Origin of the sequence: Pseudomonas sp. M47T1 (genome assembly GCF_000263855.1) — a bacterium.
Lineage (GTDB): Bacteria > Pseudomonadota > Gammaproteobacteria > Pseudomonadales > Pseudomonadaceae > Aquipseudomonas.
In genome coordinates this window covers 17,196-41,204 of the sequence record NZ_AJWX01000012.1, presented here as the reverse complement: position 1 = coordinate 41,204, position 24,009 = coordinate 17,196, and the positions used below count along the sequence as shown (strand labels likewise).

Sequence of the window (24,009 nt, the reverse complement as noted above, 5' to 3'; positions counted from 1 at the left end):
AAGATGCCCGCTTCCTGCGGTAAATGGGCATCTGTTGAAATATTTACAAAATATTTCCATTTATAGCCCATCGAACTTGTAACAACATGAAAATTTCGTCGAAACATGGGTTGCATCAGACAATATCGTCGCGTGCCTGCGGCTCGGTCTCAGCGCCCTTGTACACCAACTGATACCCGATGCCGTGAATCGTGTGGATCAACGGCGCGCCGAACGGTTTGTCGACCATGCGCCGCAACAGGTGCAGGTTGCTGCGCAAGCTGTCGCTGTTGGGGGTGTATTCGCCCCATACGTTTTCCTCCAGCTCGCGACGGGTCACCACGGCCGGGCTGCGGCGCATCAACAGCTCGAGCATTTTCAGGTTGGTGGGGTTGAGCCGCAGCGGCATGTCCGCCCGTGTGATCTGCAAGGTGTCCAGGTCGTAGTGCAAGTCATGCACCTTGAGAATCCGCGAGCTCTTGCGCTTGAAACGCCACACCAACGCTTCGATACGCGCCATCAGTTCCGACAGCGCGAACGGCTTGATCAGGTAGTCGTCGGCACCGGCCTTGAAGCCGTCCAGGCGGTCGGTCAACGCATCGCGGGCGGTGAGCATGATCACCGGCGTGTCGGCCCGCGAGCTTTCGCGCAGGCGCTGGCACACCTGCGTACCGGTCATGCCCGGCAGCATTACGTCAAGGATCACCATATCGAACGAACGCGTGGCCGCCAGGTGCAGGCCACTCAGGCCATCTTCCGCGCGGGTGACTTCACAGCCGCGCAATTGCAGGTACTCGGTCACGTTATCGAGGATATCGCGATTGTCCTCAACCACCAGAATTTGCATACATCCGCCCCCACTTCTTTCTTGTACTTTCTGTGCGCCCGCCGCGCCGCTTTGTGTCGTGGCGCTGACGCTTCGCTGAATTTCGGAAGGTCTATAGCATGACGACCGTCAAAAACGCGTGACGCGCATTGTGCGGGCAGTATTACCCCAGCCTGCTCAATCTCATAGCGACTTTGGCGCGCGCGTTCGATCATTTGCCCGGGCCATGCACACCGTCGGCGCGAGCACGCTGAAGCAAGGTATCCACCAGTTCGCTCATCTCCTGGCCAGCACGCACAATGTTGGCCACCTGCTGCTGGTCGTGCGGCGCCAGGCGGGGGTTCTCCTGCAAGAGTTCACCGGAGGTGGCCACCACCATCAGGGGGGTGCGCAGTTCGTGGCTGACGTCGCTGGTGAACAGCTTTTCCCGCCCCAGCGCCAGGCGCAGGCGCCCCAGTGTCTGGTCGAACGAGCGCGCCAGTTCACCCACTTCATCCTTGGCGTAATCGGGCGCCAGGGGCGGCGCCACTTCCAGCAGTCGATCACGGTGGTGCACTTGCCGGGCCAGGCGCGTGACCGGCGCCATCACCCGCCGCGCCAGTACCCAGCCCAGCAGCAGGGCCACGCCAACGCTGAGCACGAAGCCGCTGATCACCACCGCGAACAACACGCGCTCGCGCGCATCGAAGCCCTGCTGATTGCGCAGCAGCACGTACTTGCGCCCGTTAAGCACCTGCACCATCGCATACCACGCCGTGCCGTCGCGCATCAGTTCACTGAACCCCGGCGGCAGGGCCTGCAGGTTGGCTGGCAGGGCCAGGTCGCCGGGCGCCTCCTGGGCGAAGAACTGTTCATCGCGTTCCGGCCGCGGACGCCAGGCGCTCATGTCGTCCATCAGCAGGATGCGCTGCAGGCTGCCACCCAGGCTATCGGTCACCAGGCGTTTCTCCACCACGTGCACGGTGGCGACGATGCCGACGGCAAACACCCCGGCCACCAAGGTGGTCATCAAGGCAAATACAATGACAATCCGTTGTGTAAGGCTGTGTCGATATTCCATGTGCTTGTGGCCTGGCTGATCGTTCACGGGGTCACGGTGTGGGCGGTGGCCGCCTTGCGCATACGCAGACGCTCAAACCAAAGATAGACCACTGGGGTGGTATACAGCGTCAACACCTGAGACACCAGCAACCCGCCGACAATGGCGACGCCCAGCGGCTGCCGCAACTCCGAGCCCGGACCATGGCCGAACGCCAACGGAACGGCGCCCAGCAACGCGGCCAGCGACGTCATCAGAATGGGCCGCAGGCGCAGCAGGCACGCCTCGCGCACCGCCTCCTGGGGCCTGCGCCCCTCGGCCTGGGCCTGCAGGGTGAAGTCGACAATCATGATGGCGTTTTTCTTGACGATGCCGATCAGCAATATGATGCCGATCATGCCCAGCACCGAGAGGTCCAGGCCACCGAGCAGCAACGCCACCAGCGCACCGAAACCGGCCGACGGCAGGGTGGAAATGATGGTGAGCGGATGAATGGCGTTTTCGTACAGCACGCCCAGCACGATGTACACCGTGACGATGGCGGCCAGAATCAGCCAGGGCTGCGACTTCAGCGAGTCCTGGAATGCCTGGGCCGTGCCCTGGAAGCTGCCCTGCACACTGTCCGGCATGCCAGCGGCCAGGGTGTTCTGGTTGATGGCGTTGACCGCGTCGCTCAAAGCCATGCCGGGGGCCAGGTCGAACGACAGGGTAATGGCCGGGAAGATGCCCTGGTGGTTGATGGCAATCGGCACTAGCTCGCGCTTGAGGTGGGTGAGCATGTTCAACGGCACCATACCGCCTGCACTGGAGCGCACGTACAGGTGTTCAAGGGTGGCCAGCGACACCTGCCAGGAAGGGTCCAGTTCAAGGATCACGTGGTTCTGGTCGAGTTGGGTGAACATGGTCGCCACCTGGCGCTGGCCAAAGGCGTCGTACAGCACGTCATCGATGGCCTGCACCGACACGCCCAGGCGCGCAGCCGATTCGCGGTCGATGTCCAGGGTGGCCTGGGGCACGGCGTTCTGCTGGTCCGAGGTCACGTGCTGCAACTGCGGCAGTGCCTGCAGGCGCTTGAGCAGCACCTCGGCCCACTGGTTCAACTCGACAGTGTTGGGGTCTTGCAGGGTGTACTGGTATTGGGTCTTGGCGGCACGCCCACCAATGACAATGTCCTGGTTGGGCTGCATGAACAGCTTGATCGCCGGCACTTTCGCCAGCGGTGCCTGCAACCGTGCGATCACCTGGCCGGCACTGACACTGCGCTGGGCAAAGGGCTTGAGCGCAATCATCATTTTTGCCTGGCTGATGGTGGGGTTGGGGCCCACCCAGTAGTACACCTTGTCCACGGCCGGGTCTTGGCCAACGATGGCGGCCAGCTTGCTCACCTGGGCACGCATGGCCAGGGGCGAAATGTCTGGCGCCGCTTCCGCCACGGCGGTAATCAGGCCGGTGTCCTGCTGCGCAAAGAAGCCCTTGGGAATGCTGGCGTACAGCAGCCCCGTGGCCACCACGGTGGCAATGGCCGCCGCCAGGGTCAGGCGCTGGTGGCCCAGCACCCAGTCCAGGCTGCGCTGGTAGCCATTGTGCACGGCCATGAAGGCTCGCTCGCAGGCCTGGGCAAAGCGCCCCTCGGGCTCGTCGTCGGCGTGGGGCTTGAGCAGCCAGGCACACAGCATCGGCGTGATGGTCAGCGAAACGATGCACGACATGATGATGGCCACGCTGACCGTGACCGCGAACTCGCGCATCAGGCGCCCGACAATGCCGCTCATCAGCAGGATGGGCAGGAACACGGCAATCAGCGACACCGTCATCGATATGATGGTGAAGCCCACTTCGCGCAGCCCCTCCACCGCCGCCTGCAACCGTGACTTGCCCATTTCCAGGTGGCGCACAATGTTTTCCATCACCACGATGGCATCGTCCACCACAAAGCCCACGGCAATGGCCAGGCCCATGATCGACAGGTTGTCCAGGCTGTAGCCCAGCACGTACATCACCGCGAACGTGGCCACCAGCGACAGCGGAATGGTCATGGCCGGGATCAGCGTGGCCGTGGCCTTGCGCAGGAACAGGAAGATCACTACCACCACCAGGCCGATGGCCAGCAACAGGGTGAACTGCACGTCGTCGATGGAAGCGCTGATGGTTTGCGTGCGGTCGCCGACGATGTGCACCTGCACATCGGCCGGCAGCTGCGCCATCAACGCCGGCAGCCGCGCCTTGATGTGGTTGATGGTGTCCAGCACGTTGTAGCCGGGTTGCTTGTGAATGTCGGCGATTACCGTGGGCTGGCCGTTGAGGGCGGCCGCCTGTTCGGTGTCTTCGGCACCGGCCACCACATCACCAATGTCACTGACCTTGATGGGCACGCCACTCTTGTAGGCCACCACCTGGTCACGGTAATCGGCCGCGTCCAGCAACTGGTCGGTGGCGCCCAGGGTGATGGTGCGGTTGGGGCCGTCGAGGTTGCCTTTGGGTTGGTCCAGGGTGCTGATGCCGATGATGCTGCGCACGTCCTCCAGGGTCAGGCCGCGCGCGGCCAGGCGGTCGGGGTCGATGCGAATGCGCATGGCCGGTTTCTGCTGGCCGTGGAAGTCGATCATGCCCACGCCTGGCATCTGCGACAGCTGCTGGGCCATGTAGTTGTCCACGTACTGGTTCAGCTCGGGCAGCGTGCGCACCGGCGACGTCAGGGCAATCGACAGCACCGTGGCCTCGGCCGGGTTGACCTTGTTGAAAGTCGGCTGACTGGTCATGGTCTTGGGCAGGTTTGAGGCCGCCGCGTTGATGGCGGTCTGCACGTCCTGGGCGGCGCCATCGATGTTGCGCGACAGGTCGAACTGCAAGACGATCTGGGTCTTGCCGGCCGCACTGGAGGAAGTCATCGAGGTCACCTGGGGCACGGCCGCGAAGGCCCGCTCCAGCGGCGTGGCCACGGCGCTGGCCATGGTCTCGGCGTTGGCGCCTGACAGCAAGGCGGTGACCTGGATGGTGGGGAAGTCCACGGTCGGCAAGGCCGCCACCGGCAACTTGAAGTAGGCGAACACGCCCAGCAGCATCACCCCCAGGGCAAGCATGCTCAGGCCCACGCGGCGTGGAATCAGGCTGGCCAGGGCGTTCATGGCTGCACCCCGGCGGCCGTGGCCACGGCCTGCTCGTTGACGGTCGACACCTGGACCCCGGGCGCCACTCGCGACTGGCCCACGGTGACCACGGTTTCACCCGGGGCCAGGCCGTCACGAATCCATTGCTTGCCGTCGACCACAATGGGCGAGGCCTTCACCTGGCGCGGCTCCACTTGCTGCTGGGCGTTGACCACGTACACATAGTCGCCGTCACGCCCCAATTGCACGGCGCTGGCCGGCACCACGGTGGCCGCGCGCTGGGTATTGATCAGCAACCGCGCACTGACCAGCTCGCCGGGCCACAACTGCTGCTTGCCGTTGTCGAACTGCGCCTTGAGCTGGACCTGGCCGCTGGCAGTGGCCACCTGGCTGTCGATGAAGGTCAGTGTGCCGCGCGCGATTTCCTGGCGGCCGTCGCGGCTCATGGCAACCACTTCCAGAGGCTGCTGGCTGTTCTGTTGAAGGATTTGCGCCAGGTCGTCCTGGGACACCGCGAACGCCACCGAAATCGGGTCCATCTGCGTCAGGGTGACCAGGCCGGTGGCCTCGGCGCCGTGCACAATCGAGCCCACGTCCAGCAGGCGCTGGCCGGTACGCCCGGTGAACGGCGCGCGCACTTGGGTGAAGCCCAGTTGCAGGCGCGCGTTGTCCAGCGCCGCCTGGTCGGCCTGCACGGCAGCGTGCTGGGCAGCCAGTTGCGCGGTGTAGGTGTCCACGTCCTGGGTCGGGCCGGCCTTGGCCTCGGCCAGTTTGCTGGCGCGCTGCAAGTTGACCCGCAGGTTGGCCAGTTGCGCCTGGTCCTTGGTGACCAACGCCTGGGCTTGAGCCACCTGGGCCTGGTAGGTGCGCGGGTCAATCTGCGCCAGCAGGCTGCCGGCGGTGACCATCTGGCCTTCGTTGAACAGCACCTGGGTCAGCTCGCCGTCGGCGCGCACACGCACGTTGACGCTATTGAGCGGTTGCACATTGCCGATGGCCGACAGCCACACCGGTACGTCCATCTGGCTGGCCTGGGACACGTGCACCGGCACCGCCGCGGGCGCGGCTTTAGGCATTGCGGCCTGAACATGGGCTATCCAGCTGTAGCGGCCAACACCGGCCAGGGCCATGACGGCAACGGCCAGGGCAGCCAGGCGCAGGCGACGGGGAGAAGACGAGCGGCTCATGGCTGGGCATCCTGGGTAACAGAGTTGGAGGCAAGGGTGGCAGATGGGGTGAAGTCACCGCCCAAGGCACGGAACAGCCCTACCGCCGCCTGCAAGTGCTGCAAGCGCACCTGCAACAGCGTGTCTTCGGCCTGGTACTGGGTGCGTTCGACGATCAGCAGCGTCTGAAAGTCGGTGGAGCCCAGGCGGTAGCGCACCTGGGCCAGGCGCGCGGCCTCGCGGGCCGAATCGACGGCGGCCTGGTTCAGGGCATAGCTTTTGTCCAGTTCGCGGCTGGCGCTCAGTTGGGTCTGCACGTCCTGCAAGGCTTCGATCACCGACTCGCGGTACGTGGCGATGCCTTCCTGGACATGGGCCTTGTCGAAGGCCAGTTGGCCCTCGAGCTGACCGCCCTGGAACAGCGGCTGGCTGACGGTGCCGATGGCGCTCCAGATCTGGCCTGTGCCCAGGGTGTCGATGCCGCCCAACAGGTTCAGCGACAGGTTGGGCAGGAACGCCGCGCGGGCGACGCCTACATCAAAATTGGCCGAACGCAGCCGCGCTTCGGCGGCCTGGATGTCGGGCCGTTGGCGCAACAGGCCCACCGGCAGCCCAGCACTGGGCGCTGGCACCGTGATGCCGTCCAGGGCCGCCGACTGCAAGGTGAAGCCCTGGGGCGCGGCACCCACCAGCACCGCCAATTGGTACAGGGCCTGGTCGCGCTGTTGGCGCAAGGGCGGCATAGCCGCCTCGAAGGTTTGCAGGGCGTTGCGCTGCTGCGCCACTTCCAGGTTGGACACCGCGCCCTGGCTGGCCTGCACCTCCACCAGGTTCAGCACCTGGCGGGCATCGTCGGCAATGGATTGCGCCAGCTTCAGCCGCTCTTCCAGCGACAGCACCTGGAAATAGCTGTTGGCGATGTTCGCGCCCAGGGTCATGCGCAGGGTTTGCGCGTCGAATGCCGAGGCATCGACCAGGGCGCTGGCCGAATCGGCGGTGGCCCGTTGCTTGCCCCAGAAGTCGATCTCGTAACTGGCACCCAGCGCCACGCTGCGCTTGGCGGTGGTGCCGTAGTTGTTCTCACGCTGGAAATTGCCGTCCAACGACAGTTGCGGATACTGCAGGGCACCGGCCACCCGGGCCGTGGCCCGGGCCTCGTCGATGCGTCGCACGGCCGCCTGCAGCGTGTAGTTGCCGGCCAGCCCGCGCTGGATCAACGCGTCCAGTTCGGCACTGTGAAACTCCTGCCACCAGGCCCCGCCTGCTGCTGGCGCGGCGGACAACGGCTGGCGGGCATTCCAGGGCCCGGCGGTGGGTGCCGTGGGCGTGTGATACGCCGGCACCCGCGAACACCCGCCAAGCAACAGCGCGGCGACGCAGGATAACCAGAGGCGTGAAAGGGTGGGTACAGCAGCGGGCATGGGTGCGGTTACTCCGTCAAGCCTTGGGTGGACGAAGGGTCCACGAATGGTGCGACGGTAACCGGGTGGGGCTGGCAGGGCGTTCGCCGGGAAATAAACTTTTATTTAGGGTGGGTTTGGTTGCGGTATGCCGTTGGGTCAATAGCGCGGTCAGGATCGCGCGCTTCCCTCCTCCAACACATACCCCGCCCCCATCACCGTGCGAATCAACGAGGTCTGGAACCCTTCGTCCAGCTTCCTGCGCAGCCGGTAGATATGCTTGTCGATGACGTTGTCGTTGGGGTCGAATTCGTAGTCCCAGGCGCTTTCCAGCAGCATGTCGCGGGTCACCACTTCGCCGCTGTGACGCATCAGTTTGGCCAGCAACAGCGATTCACGGTACTGCAAACGAATTTCGCGGCCCTGGCGGCGGGCGGTGCGGGCCGCGCAGTCGAGCTCCAGTTCGCCCACCTTCAGGCGTTCGCCACTGGACGGCGCCTGGCCCACGGTGCGCAACAGCGCGTAAAGCCGGGCCATCACCTCGACGAAGGCGTACGGCTTGACCAGGTAGTCGTCGCACCCGGCCTGCAAGCCCTCAACGCGCTGCTGGGTGGAGGCCAGGGCGCTGAGCATCAGGATCGGTAACTGCACCCCCTCTGCGCGCAGTTCACGCACCAGCGCCAGGCCATCGAGCTGCGGCAGCTTGCGGTCGACGATCAGCGCGTCGTAGATGCCTTCGAGGGCCATCTCCAGGCCGTCACGACCGTTGTCGGCGATATCGGCCACGTGGCCACTCTCAGCCAGCCCGCGAGCCAGGTAGCCGGCGGCGGTGGCGTCGTCCTCGATCACCAGAATGCGCACTGCCATCACTCCCCGTGAACCTGAACACCGGTTACTTAAACTAAAATTTAGCTGGCGGCGACCTGCCGTTCGCCCGAGCATGGGCACACTATGCCAGTCGGAGGCCGGTATTGTCCCCGCCCTCGCCCACTGCTGCCCGGAGCGACACTGCCCATGACCCACGTACTGGTCGTCGAGGACGACCCCACCACCGCCCGAGAAATCGAAGCGGCGCTGCATGACCACGGTTTTACCGTGACCCACGCCGGCGACGGCCGCCAGGGCATTGTCCAGGCACTGAGCAGCACGTTCGACCTGATCGTGCTGGACCGCATGCTGCCCGGCAGCACCGATGGCCTGGGCGTGCTCACGGCCCTGCGCAGCGCCGGGGTGACCACGCCGGTGCTGATCCTCAGCGCACTGGGCGCACTGGACGAGCGCGTGCGTGGCCTGCGTGCCGGCGGCGATGATTACCTGACCAAGCCCTTCGAGTTCATTGAGCTGACCGCGCGCCTGGATGCCTTGCTGCGCCGCGGCGGCGCGCCGTTGGCCAGCGAGCAGTCCAACCGCCTGCAAGTGGGTGACCTGGCCATCGACCTGCTGCGCCGCAGCGTGCAGCGCGGCGCCCGCGACGTGGAACTGCTGCCGCGCGAATACGCGTTGCTGGAACACCTGGCACGCCACGCTGGCGAGGTAGTGACCCGCACCATGCTGTTCGAGGCGGTGTGGAACTACAGCTACGACGAACGCACCAATGTCATCGAGGTACACATTGGCCGCCTGCGCCGCAAGATCGACGGCGACGGCGAACCGCCCATGCTGCACACCATACGGGGAGCCGGCTATGTCCTCCGTGCGCCTGAGTGAGATACCGCGAACCAGCGGTTTTCGGATTGGGGTGCTGTTCCTGGCGCTGTTCGGCTGCTCATTCCTGGCACTGTTCGGCTACCTGTACTGGCAGACGGCGGTGTACCTGAAGGCCGAAGCCGACACCAACCTCTACCGCCAGGTTGAAAACCGAAGCCAGCAGCCGCCCGCGTTGCGTATCGAGGAAATCCGCAAGCATGCCGTGCAGGACGCCGAAGGGCGGCTGCCCCATGCGCTGTTCGATGCCAACGGCGCCTACATCGCCGGGGCCATCCATCGCCTGCCGCCCATGAGCGGCTTCGATACCCCGCAGGAGTTCCGCTGGCTGAAAGCCAATGGGCATCACCGCCCGGTGCGGTTCATCGTGCACCGGCTGGAGGACGGCACACAGTTGCTGGTGGCCCAGGACGTTCACGACATCCACGAGTTCGACGAACTGCTGGTCAACGCCCTGGTGTCGGGCGGTGTGCTGTTGCTGGTGGTAGGGCTGCTGGGCGCGATCTGGCTGGGCAACTCCACCCGCTTACGCCTCAACGCCCTGAGCAACGCCATTAAAAGCATCGTTGACGGTGACCTCAGCCGCCGCCTGCCGGTGCGTGGCAGCCACGACGACATCGACCGCATTGCCCGTGTCGTCAACGGCATGCTGGACGAATTGGAGCGCCTGATGAGCGAGGTCAAGGGCGTGTGCGACGACATCGCCCACGACTTGCGCACCCCCCTCACCCGCCTCATCGCCGGGCTGGAGCGCGCCCAGCGACGCGGCCTGCGCGAGGAAGACTACGCCCACACCATTGACGCGGCGCTGGGCGAAGCCAAGGGCCTGTTGATGACCTTCCGTGCGTTGCTGCGTATCTCCGAAATCGAGGACAGTGCTCGCCGCAGCCATTTTGCCCCGGTGGACCTGAACCGCATCGGTGCCGACGCCGTGGAGTTTTTCGAGCCGCTGGCCGAGGAGCGCGGTATCGAGCTCACTTTGCTGGCCAGCGACGGTCCGGCCATGCTGGCCGGCGATGCACAGTTGCTGTTCGACGCCACGTGCAACCTGCTGGACAACGCCATCAAGTTTTCGCCCGACGGTGCCCGTGTGCTGGTGGCCCTGGGGCGCGACGAGCAGCACGTCAGCCTGCGTGTCAGCGATACCGGGCCGGGCATTCCCGAAGCCGAGCGCGAAGCGGTGTTTCGCCGCCTTTATCGCTCTGAAAGCAGCCGGCACACGGTGGGCAATGGCCTGGGCCTGAGCATGGTGGCGGCCGTGGCGCGGCTGCATGATTTGCAGTTGCAAGTGCGCGATGCCGGCCCCGGCTGTCTCATTGAATTGACCGGCAGGCGCCTGGTGGTTTGACGCGCGAATACTGAGTGGTAGGCCTGTGCTGAACAGCAGCTGACAATCAAGCAGATACCGGTAGGTTTACGAAATTTTCACATCGCTTTCACCGCAACCACACTTTTACAGACATAGTGTCGCAGGCTAATGCCCCCTCGGAAACCCGCCATGACGGTACCTGTACGCCGCCCTCCCCTCAGCCTGTTGAAGAAAGTGTTGATCGGCACCGCCGCCTTGGTATTGCCCGCGCTGATCGCCGGCTTCGTGGTGTGGCCGCGCTCGCCGCTGGACTTGGGTGATGGCGTTAACCTGGGCAAATCCGGAATGCGCGAACACTGGGCCCAAGGTGATGTGATCGTGGTAGTGCGGCATGTGGAACGCTGTGATCGCTCCGACGCCACTTGCCTGACGGAAGCCGACGGCATCACCCACGATGGCAGCCAGATGGCCACGCGCATCGGCGAAGGCTTCAAGGCACTGGGCATGGGCAACACCGACGTCATGACCAGCCCTGCCACGCGTACGGTGCAAACCGGCCAGTTCATGTTCGGCACCGCCAGCCAGCCCCAGCAATGGCTGTGGAACTGCGACAAAGCCACCCTGCTGCAGGATGCCATGGCGCACAAACAACCGCACCGCAACCTCGTGCTGGTGGCCCACAGTGACTGCATCAGCAAGCTGGAAGCCCAGTTGGACTACGAACATGCGGCGGCCAGCGAATACGGCACCGCGTTCTTCATTCGCGTCCACCGCCACGCCAAGCCCAGCTCCCTGGGCCTGATGAACCCCGAAGGCTGGGAAACGGCCTTGAAGGGCAATACCCTCTAAACATCGCCCTTGTAACAGCAGTGCCATGCCGATCGTGGGCCCGCTGCGCGTGCCTTCGCAGCCTGGCGGCAGCTCCTTGGGGGGTAGCCGCTGGGGCCGCCATCCGACGCCAGCGGCTGGGATATCAAGGGGCCGGCGGCACTCGCAGCAGCACGTAGTCGTCCTTGTCGAACATCCCGTGCACCGTGGGTTCCACGGCACCCAGCGCCGTGCCCTTGAGCACTTCGCGGTCCTTGGCGTCCATCATCACCCAGCTACCGGCGGGTAGCGCGACCAGTTGGGCCGGGCTGTCGGTGAACTGCGGCAGCAGGTCGTGATCCAGGTTGACCATGAACTTGATCGCCTTGGCGTCCTTGCCCATGCCGTGCAGCACCAGCGCACCGGGCGCCTGTTGCACGGCCTGGTCCACGGCCTGGCTGAACTGCCGGGTGTCATACATCACCCGCTCCACCGGCTCGAACACCAGGATATAACTGGACCACAAGGCCAACACCGCACAAAACGCCAGGCCCACCGCACGCCCCTTGCCGCGCAACAGCAGCGCCAGGGCCACCACCTGGATCAGCGCCAGCACTGCCACCGGGAACGCAATGTGGGGCAGCCATTGGCCGAACCGGTGGTGGGCCACCAGCAGGCCAATCATCAGCAGCGCCGGCATGACCAGCCACAGGGCCTGCATGATGCCCCGCAGCCAGGCGAACACCCGCCCGCCCAGGCGATGGAAAGGGTAGCCAGCGATGATCGCGGCCATGGGCAGCATTGGCAGCACATAGCGCGCCTTCTTGGCCTGCGGCACCGACAACCCCAGCAACACGATCAGCCCCGCCACCGCGCAGCACTTGAGCAATTGCAGGCCAGGGCCTTGGCGGGCCGGCCCGGCAAACCAGGCGCCCGCCAGTACCAGCAGCGCCAGCGGGTAGGCCAGCGCGTAGTTGCCCAACGAGCTGATGAAGTAATACAGCGGGCCACTGGCCCCTTCACTGCCGTCCATGCGCCCGGTGACCTGCATGTGGATGACGTCGGTGACAAACACGTCACCGCCGCTCAGGCGCGCCAGCCACAGCAAGAGGCCGATGCACAGGCCCAGCAGCACCAGCGCGCTGATGCCGAAGGCGAACAGGCGTTTCCATTGGCCGTTCACCAGGTAGTAGCCGCACAGCATGCCGGTAGGCACCACTAGGCCGATGGGCCCGCGAATGGCAAAGCCCAGCACCACCAGCGCCAACAGTGCCCACAGGCGCCGCGGGGTATGGAAATGGTCGCAGGCGTAGCCCAGGTAGAACACCGCCAGGCTCACCGCCGCCAGCATCAGGTCCTGGGACACGGCCCGGGTTTCCATGACGAAGGTGCCGCTGAGCGCCAGCAAGGCTACGCTGATCAGCGCCCAGCCCCGCGAGTAGGGTGCCACCAGGCGGTACATCAGGGCCACGATGACCGCGCCGGCCATACCACTGGGCAACCAGGCGCTGAAACTGTTCACCTGGCCGAACGGCAGCGAGAACAGGTAGATGAAAAAGGTCGAGGTGGCCGAGTAGTCGGCGTAAGGCTCACCGTACGTGGTGGGGAAGAACGTCGGCCCATGGCGCAGCATTTCCTGGGCAAACAGGAAGAAGCGCGAATCGAAGCCGATAGGGGCCTGGCCCCAGGCGCCGACCATGAACAACACCAGCGCCACCAGGCCGGCAAGCCAGGCCTGGCGGGAAACACCACGGGAAGCGTTGACGGGCAGCTCAAGCATTGGCGATTCCTGTCAGGGTCAGGAATACAAGGCCGGTGATGGTGATAAAAGACAGCAATTGGACGAATCGGGTACCCATCGAAGCAATTCCGTTTATTGTTGGGAGCGCGCACATTATCAGCGAACAGTTATCAAATTTATGTCATTGGTGACATTCGCCACGGCGGCAATCATTGCAGGTTAATACAAGGAAGATCATGACAATCGAGGCCTTTGACGTATTGATCGTTGGTGCCGGGCTGTCCGGCATCGGTGCCGCGTGGCGCCTGCAAAGCCAATGCCCGGGCCGGCGCTACGCCGTGCTGGAAGCGCGCGATGACCTGGGGGGCACCTGGGACCTGTTCCGCTACCCGGGCATCCGCTCGGACTCCGACATGTTCACCCTCAGCTACCCCTTCCGCCCGTGGCAGGGGCAGGCGTCCATCGCCGATGGTGCGTCCATTGCCGGCTACCTGCGCGACACCGCCCGCGAAGGTGGCATAGACCGCCACATCCGCTTTCGCCACCGAGTGGTCGGTGCCGCCTGGGACTCAGGGCAAGCCACCTGGCAATTGCAGGTGGACGTCGACGGCGAGCAGCGCCAATACCAGTGCGCCTTTCTCTACCTATGCTGTGGTTACTACGATTACGCCCAGGGCCACCGCCCGGCGTTCCCCGATGAACAACGCTTCGAGGGACGCTGGGTGCACCCGCAGCACTGGCCTGGCGACCTGGATTGCAGCGGCCTCGACGTGGTGGTGATCGGCAGCGGTGCCACCGCCGTGACCCTGGTGCCAGCACTGGCCAGCACGGCCCGTCGCGTCACCTTGTTGCAGCGCTCACCTAGCTATGTACTGGCCCTGCCGGCCCGCGACGGGTTCGCCAATGCCCTGCGCCGCCACCTTCCAGCACGTGTGGCCGGCGGCCTGGCGCGATGGAAAAACGCCTTGGGCAGCCTGGCGCTGTACCAGCTATGCCGGCGCCTGCCGACACTGTCACGCCGCCTGCTGCGCCTGGGGGTAAAGCGCGCGCTGCCGGCAGGTTACCCGGTGGACACCCACTTCAATCCCGGTTACGCGCCCTGGGACCAGCGCCTGTGCATCGTGCCTGATGGCGACCTGTTCAGTGCCATCACCAGCGGCAAGGCGCAGGTGGTCACCGACACCATCGCCGCCGTGGAGCCCCGTGGCCTGCGCCTGGTTTCAGGTGCACAGCTGGCCGCCGATGTCATCATCACCGCCACGGGGCTGAAGTTGCAGGCCTGCGGCGCCATGGCCCTGAGCGTCGACGGCCAGGCGGTGGACCTGGGTGAGCGCCTGGCGTACCAGGGCCTGTTGCTGGACGGCGTGCCGAACCTGGCGTTCTGCATCGGCTACACCAACGCCTCGTGGACCCTGCGCGCCGACCTGTCCTCGCGCCATGTGTGCCGCCTGCTCAATTACATGCAGCGTCACGGTTATCGCCAATGCCGGGCACGCCTGGACGAGCCGGGAGGCGAGCGCCGACCGCTGCTGGACATCCGCGCCGGCTACGTGCTGCGGGCCCTGGATGGCTTGCCCAAGCAAGGCACGCGGACACCTTGGCTGCTGCGCCAGAACTACCTGCTGGACTACCTGGCGTATCGCCTGGGCCGTATCAGGCACCGGGCACTGACGTTCAGTTAGGCGACTTCGCCCAGCCCCAGTTCCCTCACGCCGTTGGGCTGCCAGGCTTCGAAGTGCAGCGCCACCAGGCGCTCGCCCTTGATTTTTTGCGCCTCGCCCAGGCGTTGCTGCAACACACCGTTGCGCTGGAAATAGCGTTCCAGCGAGGCAGTGGTCACCGCCACCACCGCACTGGCGCCCAGTTCCCAGGCGGTGTGCAGGGCGGTCCAGAACACTCGCATGGCCAGGCGCGGGTCTTGATCGGCCTGGGCGGCGAAGCGCGATATCTCCCAGGTGTGGCGGCTGGCCGGAGGTGGCTGGTCGCACAGGTAGTCGAACACCTCGCCCAACAGGTAAGGCTCCACCGTGGGCAGCAGGCGCGCGCAGCCCTGCACTCGGCCATGGCTGTCCAGGGCAACGATGTAGCGCGTGCCCGGGTGGTCGAACTGGTCGAACTCGCGGCCCGGCAACGGCGAGGTGCTGCGCACGTCCCAGCCCATCTGTTCGATGAACACGGCATGGCGGTAGCGCCCCAAGGCGTCGCGCAGCGGCGCCGACAGTTCGCTGTAGCGTTTGCTGACTATCTGGACCATCAGGTTTGATTTCCTTTTCTTACAGCAACCCCAACATGGCGGCGTGGGCCGCGGCCAGGGTCTTGCTGGTCGCCTTGAATTTTCTGAGGATGGCCTTGAGGTGAAAATTGACGGTGTTGATGGAGATGTCGAGGATCAGCGCAATCTCGCCGGAGCTCTTGCCGTCGGCGGTCCATTGCAGGATTTCGCGCTCGCGCTGGCTGAGGCTGATGGAGGGCTGCGACAACATGGGATGACCCAATTCGGCCAGGCGCTGCATGGTCTGCTCGATCAGGTAGCGCAGGTGCAGGCGCACCACTTCGCTTTCCAGCTGACCGATTTTCTCGTCGTGACGCGCCACCGACAACACGCTCAGGGTCTGGTTGGTGGTGCGCAACGGTAACGTCGCGCCCACCCGCAGGCCGTTGTCGCGGGCTTCGCCCCACAGCTGGCGGCATTCGCGAAACAGCACGTCGTCCCACACCACCATGTCGCTGGAGCGCAGCCCGTTGAGAATCGACGGATCGACGCGCGCGTAATCCTGCGCCTGGTAATGCTCCAGCCAGTCGTCCGGGTAGGAGCCGATCACCTCGGTGGTGGGGCGTGTGAACGGCACCAGATGGCGGATGCCGCAGGCGTAATAGTCGAAGCCCAATCGATGCACCTCACGGTCCAGCACCACCAGCACCTGCCAAATGTGCTGCTGCGCAAGCATCTCGGCGCGCAGATCGTTGGCCCACTGCACCAGATCGCTGTCCTTGCCCATGACTCTGCTCTCGATTTCCCATCCGTCGGGGGAATCTAACGCACAGCCGCTGTGTGTCAATGAAATGTCTGCGGGCAGTGCGTCAAAATCATGACTTTTTTCCTCACCCTGCACGCGACAGCGCACGGCTGCCATGGCGAGCATGGCATTCCTTGACCAGCTCCACCGCCTGTGCACAGGCATCACGGGCCACCGAGCGCTGGTGCGCCAGGGCGCACGCCTGGCGGACGCCAGGGTCACTGCGCACATGCACCAGCGCTTCCAGCAGGTCATGCTCGCCCAGCGGCAGACGCAACCGCACGCCCGCGCCCAGGCGTACCAGGCGCTCGGCATTGTCGAACTGGTCATGGGCCACCGGCATCACCACTTGCGGTATGCCCGCTGCCAGGGCCAGGCTCATGGCCCCCACGCCCGCCGGGTGGACCAATGCGGCGCAATGGGGCAACAGCGTGGACATAGGCGCATAAGTGCACTGCATTACGCTGGCCGGCAGGTCGACGATGGGATCGCGGTCTCCCGCAAGGAAAATACCCCGCGCACCCAGCTTGGCCAGGGCGCTGACAGCCAGGCGGTAGAAGCGCTGGTCAAAGTGCGTGGTCGAACCCTGGGTGAACACCACCGGGGCGCTGCCCGCGTCCAGAAACGCCTGTAACCGTGGTTCCAACTCACCGCCCTGGCTGCCGTCGAACATCGGGAAGCCGACCATGCTCAGCGGCCGTGGCCAATCGGGTTGTGGCGCCGCGAACCAGTCGGGAAACAGGCACAACACACCCTGGGGCGCATGCAGCCACTGGCTGAAGATGCGCTGCACGGTACCGGTCAGGCCGATCTTGTGGCGCAGGGCGTCAATGGCCGGCGCACAGGTGCGGTCCAGGCTCAGGTACTCGATGCCACGCCACAGCCATTTGCGCAGCGGCAACGGCATGCGCGGCGAAACATTGAACTTGGGGTGCACCGGCGGCACGTGGGCCGACAACAGCGTCGAGGGCGACACCTGCACCGACAGGTAGGGGATGCCATAGCGCTCATGGGCAATGCGTGCGCCCAGCGCCCACAGCGAACCCACCACCACGATATCCTCGAAACGCCGCGACGCCACGTAGCGGTACACCGGCTCCAGCATCCCGGCAATGGCTTGCCACAAGGTACCGAACGAGGTCTTGGGCTCCCACAGGCGCGGGTCGTTCATGGCCTGGCGATAGGTTTGCTCGTCGCACACTGGCACGAACTCCAGGCCCTGCTGCTCGATGGCCGACTGAAACGCCGGCATGCTGCACAAGGTCACCCCGTGGCCCTGCTCGACCAGGGCCTTGCCCAGGCCAATAAAGGGATAGACGTCACCGGCCGAACCGATGGCCACCATGATTACCTGCATGGGATTACCTCACTGATTGGCGTCACTCAGGCATACCGGGCCTGGGTAACCGCAGGTTTCCAAGGCACCGACAACAGGTGGCCCATCAACGCGCGATGTACGCGGGCTGCGGCCAGGCGCGATTCCAGGTCAAGAAAGTGCCCGGTACCTTCCAGCACCGCGAAACTGCAACTGGGCACATGCTGGGCGAAGTTCAACGCATCGGCAGGGCTGGTGTAGTCGTCCCACAGGCCGTTGATGAAGTGCACGTGGCTGTTGATGGTCTGCAACCGGTGCAAATAATTGCCGGTACCCAGTTGCAGCACCTGCTCGATGTGAAACTTGGCCTGGCGGTACTCACCGGTGGCCAGCGAAGCCATGTGCTGGTGGTTGCTGGCCTTGAGGCGTGGCGGCAGGTACTGGCCGACCGTGTCGTTGAGCAGGTGGCCGATGTCGGATTTGCGGTCGCTTTCGATCAGCAACTGGGCCTTTTGCACGTACTCGGACATGGCCGTGTTCAGGCTGGGGGCGAAGGCCATCACTACCGAACTGTCGATGGACTCCGGGTTATGACTGAGCGCCAGCAAGGTCGAGATACCGCCCCAGGAAGCAGACACCAGGTGGTTGATGTCGAAACGCCCGATCAGCGCCAGCAGAAGCTGCACTTCGTCGTCCTTGGTCACCAACTGCTGCTGGCAGTTGTGCTCACGCGAGCGGCCCGCGAACGGCAGGTCGAACATATAGACGTTGAAGTGCTCGGCCATGGTCTTGCTGGCCCGGGCGAACGAGGTTGTGGTGGCCATGGCGCCGTTGACGCACAGCACGTTTTTCCTGCGCGGGTCATTGCCGATTCGTTCGACATACACCCGGTAATCGTTGTACAGCCCATCGACCACGAAGTTGTCGTGTCGCATGTCACACCTCCCACTTGAATCATCCATATACGTGCATGCAAGCATGCGGCGCCCACTAACAGGCACAGCAGGCCATAGGTTCGTCCTTGTTGTTGTGAGACGGCTGAGGGCTTTGCACAGCAGGCGAGGCAGCGCAAGAACTGGCGGCCAATGGACGTGATTCTCGGCGTGATGGCGCAATGGAACAACTACCTGATCAGGTAGGTGCGGGTAGAAAAATGGAACTTTCGGGGTGCACGCCCAGCGTTTTCGAAAGTGCTGAACGGCAAGCGCCCACTGAGCCTGCGCATGATCAGGCGCTTGCATGATGGCTTGCGCATTACTCACGACAGCCTGCTGCAAGGTGTGCTGTGGCGTGGCTGCACATGACAGTGCCACCGAAAGATGGATTGAAACCCACCCTGTGCTGCACAACCTGGCCGATTGAACAAAATTCTACGAAATAGTCAGTTATATTGACCTTTTCCGTCGAGTGACTTGCCATGGTCCGCCTGCCCCCACTGATCGCCCTGCGCGCCTTCGAAGCCACAGCGCGCTTCAACAGCGTCGGCAAGGCCGCCACCGCGCTGAACGTAACGCACCCAGCCATCAGCCATCAACTGCGGCAACTGGAGGCCTGGTTCGACACGCCGTTGCTGACGCGTGAGGGGCGCGGCATCCGCCTGACCGAAACCGGCGAGCAACTGTCAGTTTCATTGACCGATGCCTTCGGCCGTATCGACAGGGCCTGCGCCCGGGTGAACGCCCAACGAGCCCAGCCGCCGCTGGTGCTGGCATGCATTGCCTCGGTGGCCTCGCGCTGGCTGATTGCGCACTTGCCCCAGTTCACCGATGCCAACCCGGGCGTGCCATTGCGGCTGGTGTACGCCACCCGCCACAGTGACACCCTGGCCGGGGACATGGACCTGGCCATCATCGATTGCGACGGCGCCTACCAGGGCGATTTGCAGGCCTGGCCGCTGTTCAGCGGCGCCACCCTGCCCGTGTGCAGCCCGGCACTGATTACACGGGGCCAGGCCCTGCAACACCCTGAAGACCTGCTGGGCGCGCAACTGCTGCACGACGCCGATGCCAGCGGCTGGCAGCAATGGTTCGCGCACGCCGGCGTCACCCAGCCGCCTGGGGGCGGGTTGATTTTCAGAGACTTCAACCTGATGAGCACCGCCGCCATCGCCGGGCATGGCGTGGCCCTGTGCCCGGTGGCACTGATCCAGCAGGACCTGCGCCTGGGCCTGCTCAAGGTGCTGTCACCGATCAGCGCCAACACCGAGCGCCAGTACCTGGTGGTACACCGCCATGACTGTGACAGCCGCGTCATTGCTTTACGCGACTGGCTGCTGGCCCAGGCACGCAGTGTGTCCGCACCCGCCTGAGCAACCGTGCTTCGCTGAAGATCCAGAGTGAATATGAGGGCCAGCGCAGCCTGGCGGCAGTGGCTACGCAGGGAGGTGGTACCGATTCAACGGCGCATCATCAGGGCCGCGACAGCACAGCCGGCCAGCGCCAGGAAGGCAATGTAGAAAGCATCGCTGTACGCCATCAGGTAGGCCTGGTGGCGTACAGTGCCCATCATCAGCGCCAGGGTCTGCTGTTGCTCGGGCAGCGCCGGGTCGAGCATGCCACTCAGGCGTTCCTGAACACCGGGCATGAACAGGTTGACGCTTTCGCCAATCCGCTCGCTGTGCACCCGTTCACGCACGTCCACGGCCTGGGCCAGGGCAGCGGTCACCACGGCGCCGCCCAGGTTGCGCAGCATCGAGAACAGCGCCGATGCCGAGCCCGCCTCGGCCTTGCTCAACCCGGCCACCGCCAGCACCGACAACGCCACCATGATCAGCGGCTGGCCAATACCGCGCACCACCACTGACGGCACGATGACATTGGCCGCGCTATCGGCGTCCAGGAATGCCCCGAGGTAGCAGCCCAGCGCCATGATCAAAAAGCCGCTGGCGACCATCAGCTTGGGGTTCAGGCGCCTCATCAAGGCCGGCATCAACGGCGCCAGCACCAGTTGCACCACGCCATACAGGATCAGGCTGACGCCGATCTCGCGGGCGTTGTAGCCCTGCTGCTGGGACAGGTAGTTGGGCACCAGGAACACCAGGCCGAAGGTCATGCCGCCAAACACGAACATCGCCACGCTGGCGACGCCGAAGTTGTAGCCCTTGAGCAGCCGCAGGTTGATGAACGCACGGCTGCCGTACAACTGCGACCACACGAAATACACCAGCGCCAGGCACGACACCACGCTCATGGTCACAATGAAATCGGAGCCGAACCAGTCTTCGCGACCACCCTCCTCCAGCACGATCTGCAACCCGCCCAGGCCGACGATCATCGCCGTGATGCCAAGCCAATCGCCACGCTTGAGCAACCCCAGTTTCAGCGGCCCCGGCTCGATGGCCCAGGCAATAGCCATGAGTAACAGCACACCGGGCGCCCATTGCAGGTAGAAGATCCAGCGCCAGCTGTAGGCATCGGTCAACCAGCCACCAATGGACGGCCCCGCCGCCTGCGCGACGCTGTTGGCCAGGCTGAACAGGGCCATGCCCATGGGCACCTTGCTGGCGGGCAGTTGGGTGATGATCAGTTGGAAAGACAACGGAATCAACACGGCCCCGGCCGCCCCCTGCACCACACGAATGGCGATCATGGCTGACAGGTTGGGCGCCAGCGAACAGGCCACCGACGCCACCAGAAACACCGAGGCGCCCACCAGCATCACCCGCCGGAGCGAGAACACTTCCACCAGCCAGGCCGTCAACGGGATCATGACGATCTCGGCCACCAGGTAGGCCGTGGAAATCCACGACCCCTCCTGGAACGTGGCGCCCAGGGCACCCTCGATTTCCGGCAAGGCGGCGCTGGTCACGTGCACGTTCATGCCCGCCATGAAGCAGCCAAACAGACCACCGATCACCGCCACCCAGGCGCGCAGGGAAACCGGTGCTTCAGCGTTCATCGCGGGTGTCCACGGTAGCCACCACCGACATGCCTGGCAGGATAGGCGCCGCGTCGAGCGGCTGGTCCAGCAAGACGCGCACCGCAAAGCGCTGGACAATCTTGGTGAAGTTGCCCGTGGCATTGTCCGACGGCAACAGCGCGAACACCGCCCCCGAGCCCGGCGAGAAACTGGCCAGGTGACCGTGCAGGCGCTGGCCGCCAAAACTGTCCACACGCACCTCCACCGGCTGGCCCGGGTGCATATGCTGCAATTGGGTTTCCTTGAAGTTGGCCACCACGTACGCCTGCTGCACCGGCACCACGGCCAGCAGTGGCAGGCCGGGGGCCAGGTACTGGCGCTCGCGCACCTTGCGCTGGCCGACCACGCCATCCATGGGCGCACGAATCAACGTGTCCTGCAGGGCATTGTCGGCCAGGGTCAGCAGCGCCCGGGCCTGGGCCTGGCGCGCGATACTGCCCTGCAACGTGGCCTGGGCCAGTTGCTCGCGGCCGCGGGCGATGGTCAGGGCCAGGTCCTGTTGGTGCTGATGGGCCACGGCGGCGTCCAGGGTGGCGCGGGCTTGGGCGAAGCTTGATTGCGCACTTTCCAGGCGCTGGGCACTGGCCGCCTGGTCATGGACCAGGCCCTGATAGCGCTGGCGGTCGAGGCTGGCGCGCTGCCATTCGGCGCGGGCTCCGTCGGCCTGAGCCGCCGCCTGGGCAATGGCGGCCTGCTGCGCGGCCACCCGGTCATGCGCCACCGCCAGGCTGGCGTTGCCGCCCAGCACTGCGGCATCGGCCTCGGCCAGCGCGGCCTGGGCCTGTGCCCGGCGCGCCTGGTAGTCGCGGTCATCGATACGCACCAGCACCTGCCCGGCCTTCACCGGTTGGTCATCGGCCACCAGCACCTGGGCCACGTAGCCGCTTATCCGGGCGCTGACGGGTACCCAGTCGGCGCGCACATAGGCATCGTCAGTGCTTTCCAGGAAGCGCTCGTTCAGCCACCAGTCCGCGCCCCAGCCCACGGCGGCGCACAGGCCCAGCACGGCGGCGCTGACCTGCAATTGGCGCTTGCGCCGCAAGCGTCGGGCCTTGGCCAGCTGTGCGCTGTGGTCAATGTCATCGGCGGCAATGTTCATGGGGCGGTTCCGTCGGCAGTGGCAGAAAGGGTGTCGGGGTGCTGCCAGCCGCCCCCCAGGGCGGCAAACAGGTTGATCTGGCGTTGCAACAACTGACCGTCGGCGTCGGCAAGCCGGGCCTTGAGGCTGATCAATTCGCGCTCACTGTCGAGCACATCGAGAAAGTCCAGCGCCCCGGCCTGGTAATTGCGCTGTGCCAGGTCAAAGGCGCGCTGGCTGGCCGCCAGGGCCTGGGCCAGCGCACCGTGGCGTTGGCGCTCGCCGTCATACAGCACCAGGGCCTGGCGCACCTGCTGCAAGGCCGCCAGCACCTGGCCATCGAAGCGCGCCAGGGCGCCTTGCTCCAGGGATTTGGCCTGCTCGACCCGGGCGCGGTTGGCGGCCCGGTTGGGGAACTGCCAACTGATCAAGGGGCCAATGCCAAACGTCACCGCCTGGCTGCCGCTCAAGTCGTTGGTGGCATGGCTGGACGAGGTCAGCGAGGCGCCGAAACTGACCTTGGGGTACAGGTCGGCCTGGGTGACGTCCACGTGCAGGCTGGCGGCCTGTAACTCCCGGCTGGCCTGGCGGATGTCCGGTCGCCGGGCCAGCCACTGCCAGCCGTCGCCTGTTGGCAGTTGGGCGTCGAGACGGGGCACCTGGGTGCAGGTCAGGGGCTCGGGGCTGGCGGTGCCGGTCAGGGTCGCCAGTTCAAACACGGCAGCCTGACGCCGAGCGTCGAGCATGGGCACCTGGGCCAACGTCTGCCCTTGCAACGCCTGCATGCGCGACACTTCGAAATCAGTCACCAGCCCGGCCTGGCGTTGCCGTTCCAGCAGCCGCACGCTGTCGGCCAGCACCGCCAATGATTGACGCTGCACATCGGCCCGCGCCGTCAGGGCGCAGGTGTCGACATAGGCGCGGGTGGTCTGCGCCGCCACGCTCACGCGCAATTGATCTTCGGCCGCTGCGGCCGCCTCGGCGTTAGCCTGGGCGCGCTCGATGGCATGTTGCACCTGGCCCCACACGTCCACCTGGTAGGCCAGCTCCAGCCCCGGGTTGAACTCCCATTGCGCGGGGGCATGGCTGTCGGTGGCCTTGGCCAGGGTCTGGTCGTCCGCGGTCTTGCCATAGCTGGCCCCCAGTTGCAGCGCGGTGGCGGCCCCGCGCTGGGCATCGGCTTCATGCAGCCCGCCCAGCAACGCCTGCACGTGGGCCTGGGCGGCCGCCAGGTCGCGGTTGTGGTTCAGCGCCTGCTGCACCAGTTGGTCGAGTTGCGGGGCGCGGTACAAACGCCACCACTGCGCGGGCAGGGGCTGCGCGCTGACCTGAGCAGGCAATTGCTGCAGCGGATTGACGGGCGTCAAAGACGAACGCGGCGGCGCGTGAGTGGCCCATTGGCTGCAAGCCGGCAACGCGGCGATCAGCAGCCAGGGCAACAGCTTTGAAAAAGCGGGACAGGGAAAGGGCATCACAGGCCTACATCACGACGAACAAGGCGTGCAGGTTATTGGATCCTATATAGTAGACGCCCACGCGTTAAGGACAACCGTCGTTTCGATATGGACAATCAGGCCGCATCTCGGTCGCCGCCCGACGCCTG

General features: G+C 65.1%; 18 protein-coding genes and 1 pseudogene. 5 read left to right on the top strand and 14 right to left on the bottom strand.

Annotated features, from left to right (window positions below; all coding sequences use genetic code 11):
* Positions 1–115 precede the first annotated feature (115 nt).
* The 6 genes and pseudogenes from PMM47T1_RS14275 to PMM47T1_RS14250 all read right to left on the bottom strand — a co-directional run bounded on the left by PMM47T1_RS14275 (position 116) and on the right by PMM47T1_RS14250 (position 8,378).
* Complete coding sequence (locus PMM47T1_RS14275; RefSeq protein ID WP_008370009.1) at positions 116–826, bottom strand: response regulator transcription factor; 711 nt, start codon at positions 824–826, stop codon at positions 116–118.
* A gap of 217 nt (positions 827–1,043) precedes the next feature.
* A pseudogene (locus PMM47T1_RS14270) lies at positions 1,044–1,865 on the bottom strand (histidine kinase dimerization/phospho-acceptor domain-containing protein); the annotation flags it as partial.
* A 23-nt stretch (positions 1,866–1,888) separates the two neighbouring features.
* Positions 1,889–4,969 (bottom strand): efflux RND transporter permease subunit, encoded by a 3,081-nt coding sequence (locus tag PMM47T1_RS14265; protein WP_008370005.1) that lies wholly within the window; start codon positions 4,967–4,969, stop codon positions 1,889–1,891.
* Complete coding sequence (locus tag PMM47T1_RS14260) at positions 4,966–6,138, bottom strand: efflux RND transporter periplasmic adaptor subunit (RefSeq protein WP_008370003.1); 1,173 nt, start codon at positions 6,136–6,138, stop codon at positions 4,966–4,968. Before PMM47T1_RS14260 ends, PMM47T1_RS14265 begins: the two co-directional genes overlap by 4 nt.
* Positions 6,135–7,538, bottom strand: coding sequence for an efflux transporter outer membrane subunit (locus tag PMM47T1_RS14255; RefSeq protein WP_081492655.1), 1,404 nt, complete (start codon positions 7,536–7,538; stop codon positions 6,135–6,137). Before PMM47T1_RS14255 ends, PMM47T1_RS14260 begins: the two co-directional genes overlap by 4 nt.
* A gap of 150 nt (positions 7,539–7,688) precedes the next feature.
* Positions 7,689–8,378, bottom strand: a complete 690-nt coding sequence (locus PMM47T1_RS14250) for a response regulator transcription factor (RefSeq protein WP_043301073.1) — start codon at positions 8,376–8,378, stop codon at positions 7,689–7,691.
* A 153-nt stretch (positions 8,379–8,531) separates the two neighbouring features.
* Here PMM47T1_RS14250 and PMM47T1_RS14245 point away from each other — a divergent pair, with 153 nt between their 5' ends.
* The 3 genes from PMM47T1_RS14245 (at position 8,532) to PMM47T1_RS14235 (ending at position 11,379) form a co-directional block, all read left to right on the top strand.
* Entirely contained in the window at positions 8,532–9,224 is a 693-nt protein-coding gene (locus tag PMM47T1_RS14245; RefSeq protein ID WP_008369997.1) for a response regulator transcription factor, read from the top strand.
* Entirely contained in the window at positions 9,202–10,569 is a 1,368-nt protein-coding gene (locus tag PMM47T1_RS14240; RefSeq protein WP_008369995.1) for a sensor histidine kinase, read from the top strand. The genes PMM47T1_RS14245 and PMM47T1_RS14240 overlap by 23 nt, the downstream gene beginning before the upstream one ends.
* A 150-nt stretch (positions 10,570–10,719) precedes the next feature.
* Positions 10,720–11,379 (top strand): histidine phosphatase family protein, encoded by a 660-nt coding sequence (locus tag PMM47T1_RS14235; RefSeq protein WP_008369993.1) that lies wholly within the window; start codon positions 10,720–10,722, stop codon positions 11,377–11,379.
* Positions 11,380–11,503: 124 nt separating this feature from the next.
* Here PMM47T1_RS14235 and PMM47T1_RS14230 read toward each other — a convergent pair whose 3' ends face one another.
* Positions 11,504–13,117: an ArnT family glycosyltransferase gene (locus tag PMM47T1_RS14230; protein WP_008369992.1), complete on the bottom strand. Its 1,614-nt coding sequence runs from the start codon at positions 13,115–13,117 to the stop codon at positions 11,504–11,506.
* Between the two features lie 197 nt (positions 13,118–13,314).
* Between PMM47T1_RS14230 and PMM47T1_RS14225 the strand changes: the two genes are divergently transcribed.
* Entirely contained in the window at positions 13,315–14,760 is a 1,446-nt protein-coding gene (locus PMM47T1_RS14225; protein ID WP_008369990.1) for a flavin-containing monooxygenase, read from the top strand.
* On the opposite strand, the gene PMM47T1_RS14220 is transcribed toward PMM47T1_RS14225, so the two are convergent.
* The 4 genes from PMM47T1_RS14220 to PMM47T1_RS14205 form a co-directional block, all read right to left on the bottom strand.
* Entirely contained in the window at positions 14,757–15,332 is a 576-nt protein-coding gene (locus PMM47T1_RS14220) for an acyl-homoserine-lactone synthase (protein WP_008369988.1), read from the bottom strand. The two genes, PMM47T1_RS14225 and PMM47T1_RS14220, sit on opposite strands and share 4 nt — an antisense overlap.
* A 19-nt stretch (positions 15,333–15,351) precedes the next feature.
* A complete protein-coding gene (locus tag PMM47T1_RS14215) occupies positions 15,352–16,077 on the bottom strand; it encodes an autoinducer binding domain-containing protein (RefSeq protein ID WP_008369986.1) in 726 nt (241 codons plus the stop codon).
* Positions 16,078–16,180: 103 nt separating this feature from the next.
* Positions 16,181–17,452: a glycosyltransferase gene (locus PMM47T1_RS14210; protein WP_008369984.1), complete on the bottom strand. Its 1,272-nt coding sequence runs from the start codon at positions 17,450–17,452 to the stop codon at positions 16,181–16,183.
* A 26-nt stretch (positions 17,453–17,478) separates the two neighbouring features.
* Positions 17,479–18,345 (bottom strand): alpha/beta fold hydrolase, encoded by an 867-nt coding sequence (locus tag PMM47T1_RS14205; RefSeq protein WP_008369982.1) that lies wholly within the window; start codon positions 18,343–18,345, stop codon positions 17,479–17,481.
* A 482-nt stretch (positions 18,346–18,827) separates the two neighbouring features.
* Between PMM47T1_RS14205 and PMM47T1_RS14200 the strand changes: the two genes are divergently transcribed.
* The gene (locus tag PMM47T1_RS14200) at positions 18,828–19,718 is read left to right on the top strand and encodes a LysR substrate-binding domain-containing protein (RefSeq protein ID WP_008369977.1); all 891 of its coding nucleotides are present in this window, start codon (positions 18,828–18,830) and stop codon (positions 19,716–19,718) included.
* 86 nt (positions 19,719–19,804) lie between these two features.
* On the opposite strand, the gene PMM47T1_RS14195 is transcribed toward PMM47T1_RS14200, so the two are convergent.
* From PMM47T1_RS14195 to PMM47T1_RS14185, 3 genes are read right to left on the bottom strand one after another with little or no spacing between them, the layout of a single operon-like run.
* Entirely contained in the window at positions 19,805–21,307 is a 1,503-nt protein-coding gene (locus PMM47T1_RS14195; protein WP_008369975.1) for a DHA2 family efflux MFS transporter permease subunit, read from the bottom strand.
* Entirely contained in the window at positions 21,297–22,427 is a 1,131-nt protein-coding gene (locus PMM47T1_RS14190; protein ID WP_008369973.1) for an HlyD family secretion protein, read from the bottom strand. The genes PMM47T1_RS14195 and PMM47T1_RS14190 overlap by 11 nt, the downstream gene beginning before the upstream one ends.
* The gene (locus tag PMM47T1_RS14185) at positions 22,424–23,878 is read right to left on the bottom strand and encodes an efflux transporter outer membrane subunit (RefSeq protein WP_008369971.1); all 1,455 of its coding nucleotides are present in this window, start codon (positions 23,876–23,878) and stop codon (positions 22,424–22,426) included. The genes PMM47T1_RS14190 and PMM47T1_RS14185 overlap by 4 nt, the downstream gene beginning before the upstream one ends.
* Positions 23,879–24,009: the final 131 nt, after the last annotated feature.

Coding starts and splice junctions, on each gene's coding strand:
- PMM47T1_RS14275 (WP_008370009.1), bottom strand. CDS start 826: ATGCAAATTCTGGTGGTTGAGGACAATCGCGATATCCTCGATAACGTG.
- PMM47T1_RS14265 (WP_008370005.1), bottom strand. CDS start 4,969: ATGAACGCCCTGGCCAGCCTGATTCCACGCCGCGTGGGCCTGAGCATG.
- PMM47T1_RS14260 (WP_008370003.1), bottom strand. CDS start 6,138: ATGAGCCGCTCGTCTTCTCCCCGTCGCCTGCGCCTGGCTGCCCTGGCC.
- PMM47T1_RS14255 (WP_081492655.1), bottom strand. CDS start 7,538: ATGCCCGCTGCTGTACCCACCCTTTCACGCCTCTGGTTATCCTGCGTC.
- PMM47T1_RS14245 (WP_008369997.1), top strand. CDS start 8,532: ATGACCCACGTACTGGTCGTCGAGGACGACCCCACCACCGCCCGAGAA.
- PMM47T1_RS14240 (WP_008369995.1), top strand. CDS start 9,202: ATGTCCTCCGTGCGCCTGAGTGAGATACCGCGAACCAGCGGTTTTCGG.
- PMM47T1_RS14235 (WP_008369993.1), top strand. CDS start 10,720: ATGACGGTACCTGTACGCCGCCCTCCCCTCAGCCTGTTGAAGAAAGTG.
- PMM47T1_RS14230 (WP_008369992.1), bottom strand. CDS start 13,117: ATGCTTGAGCTGCCCGTCAACGCTTCCCGTGGTGTTTCCCGCCAGGCC.
- PMM47T1_RS14225 (WP_008369990.1), top strand. CDS start 13,315: ATGACAATCGAGGCCTTTGACGTATTGATCGTTGGTGCCGGGCTGTCC.
- PMM47T1_RS14220 (WP_008369988.1), bottom strand. CDS start 15,332: ATGGTCCAGATAGTCAGCAAACGCTACAGCGAACTGTCGGCGCCGCTG.
- PMM47T1_RS14215 (WP_008369986.1), bottom strand. CDS start 16,077: ATGGGCAAGGACAGCGATCTGGTGCAGTGGGCCAACGATCTGCGCGCC.
- PMM47T1_RS14210 (WP_008369984.1), bottom strand. CDS start 17,452: ATGCAGGTAATCATGGTGGCCATCGGTTCGGCCGGTGACGTCTATCCC.
- PMM47T1_RS14205 (WP_008369982.1), bottom strand. CDS start 18,345: ATGCGACACGACAACTTCGTGGTCGATGGGCTGTACAACGATTACCGG.
- PMM47T1_RS14200 (WP_008369977.1), top strand. CDS start 18,828: ATGGTCCGCCTGCCCCCACTGATCGCCCTGCGCGCCTTCGAAGCCACA.
- PMM47T1_RS14195 (WP_008369975.1), bottom strand. CDS start 21,307: ATGAACGCTGAAGCACCGGTTTCCCTGCGCGCCTGGGTGGCGGTGATC.
- PMM47T1_RS14190 (WP_008369973.1), bottom strand. CDS start 22,427: ATGAACATTGCCGCCGATGACATTGACCACAGCGCACAGCTGGCCAAG.
- PMM47T1_RS14185 (WP_008369971.1), bottom strand. CDS start 23,878: ATGCCCTTTCCCTGTCCCGCTTTTTCAAAGCTGTTGCCCTGGCTGCTG.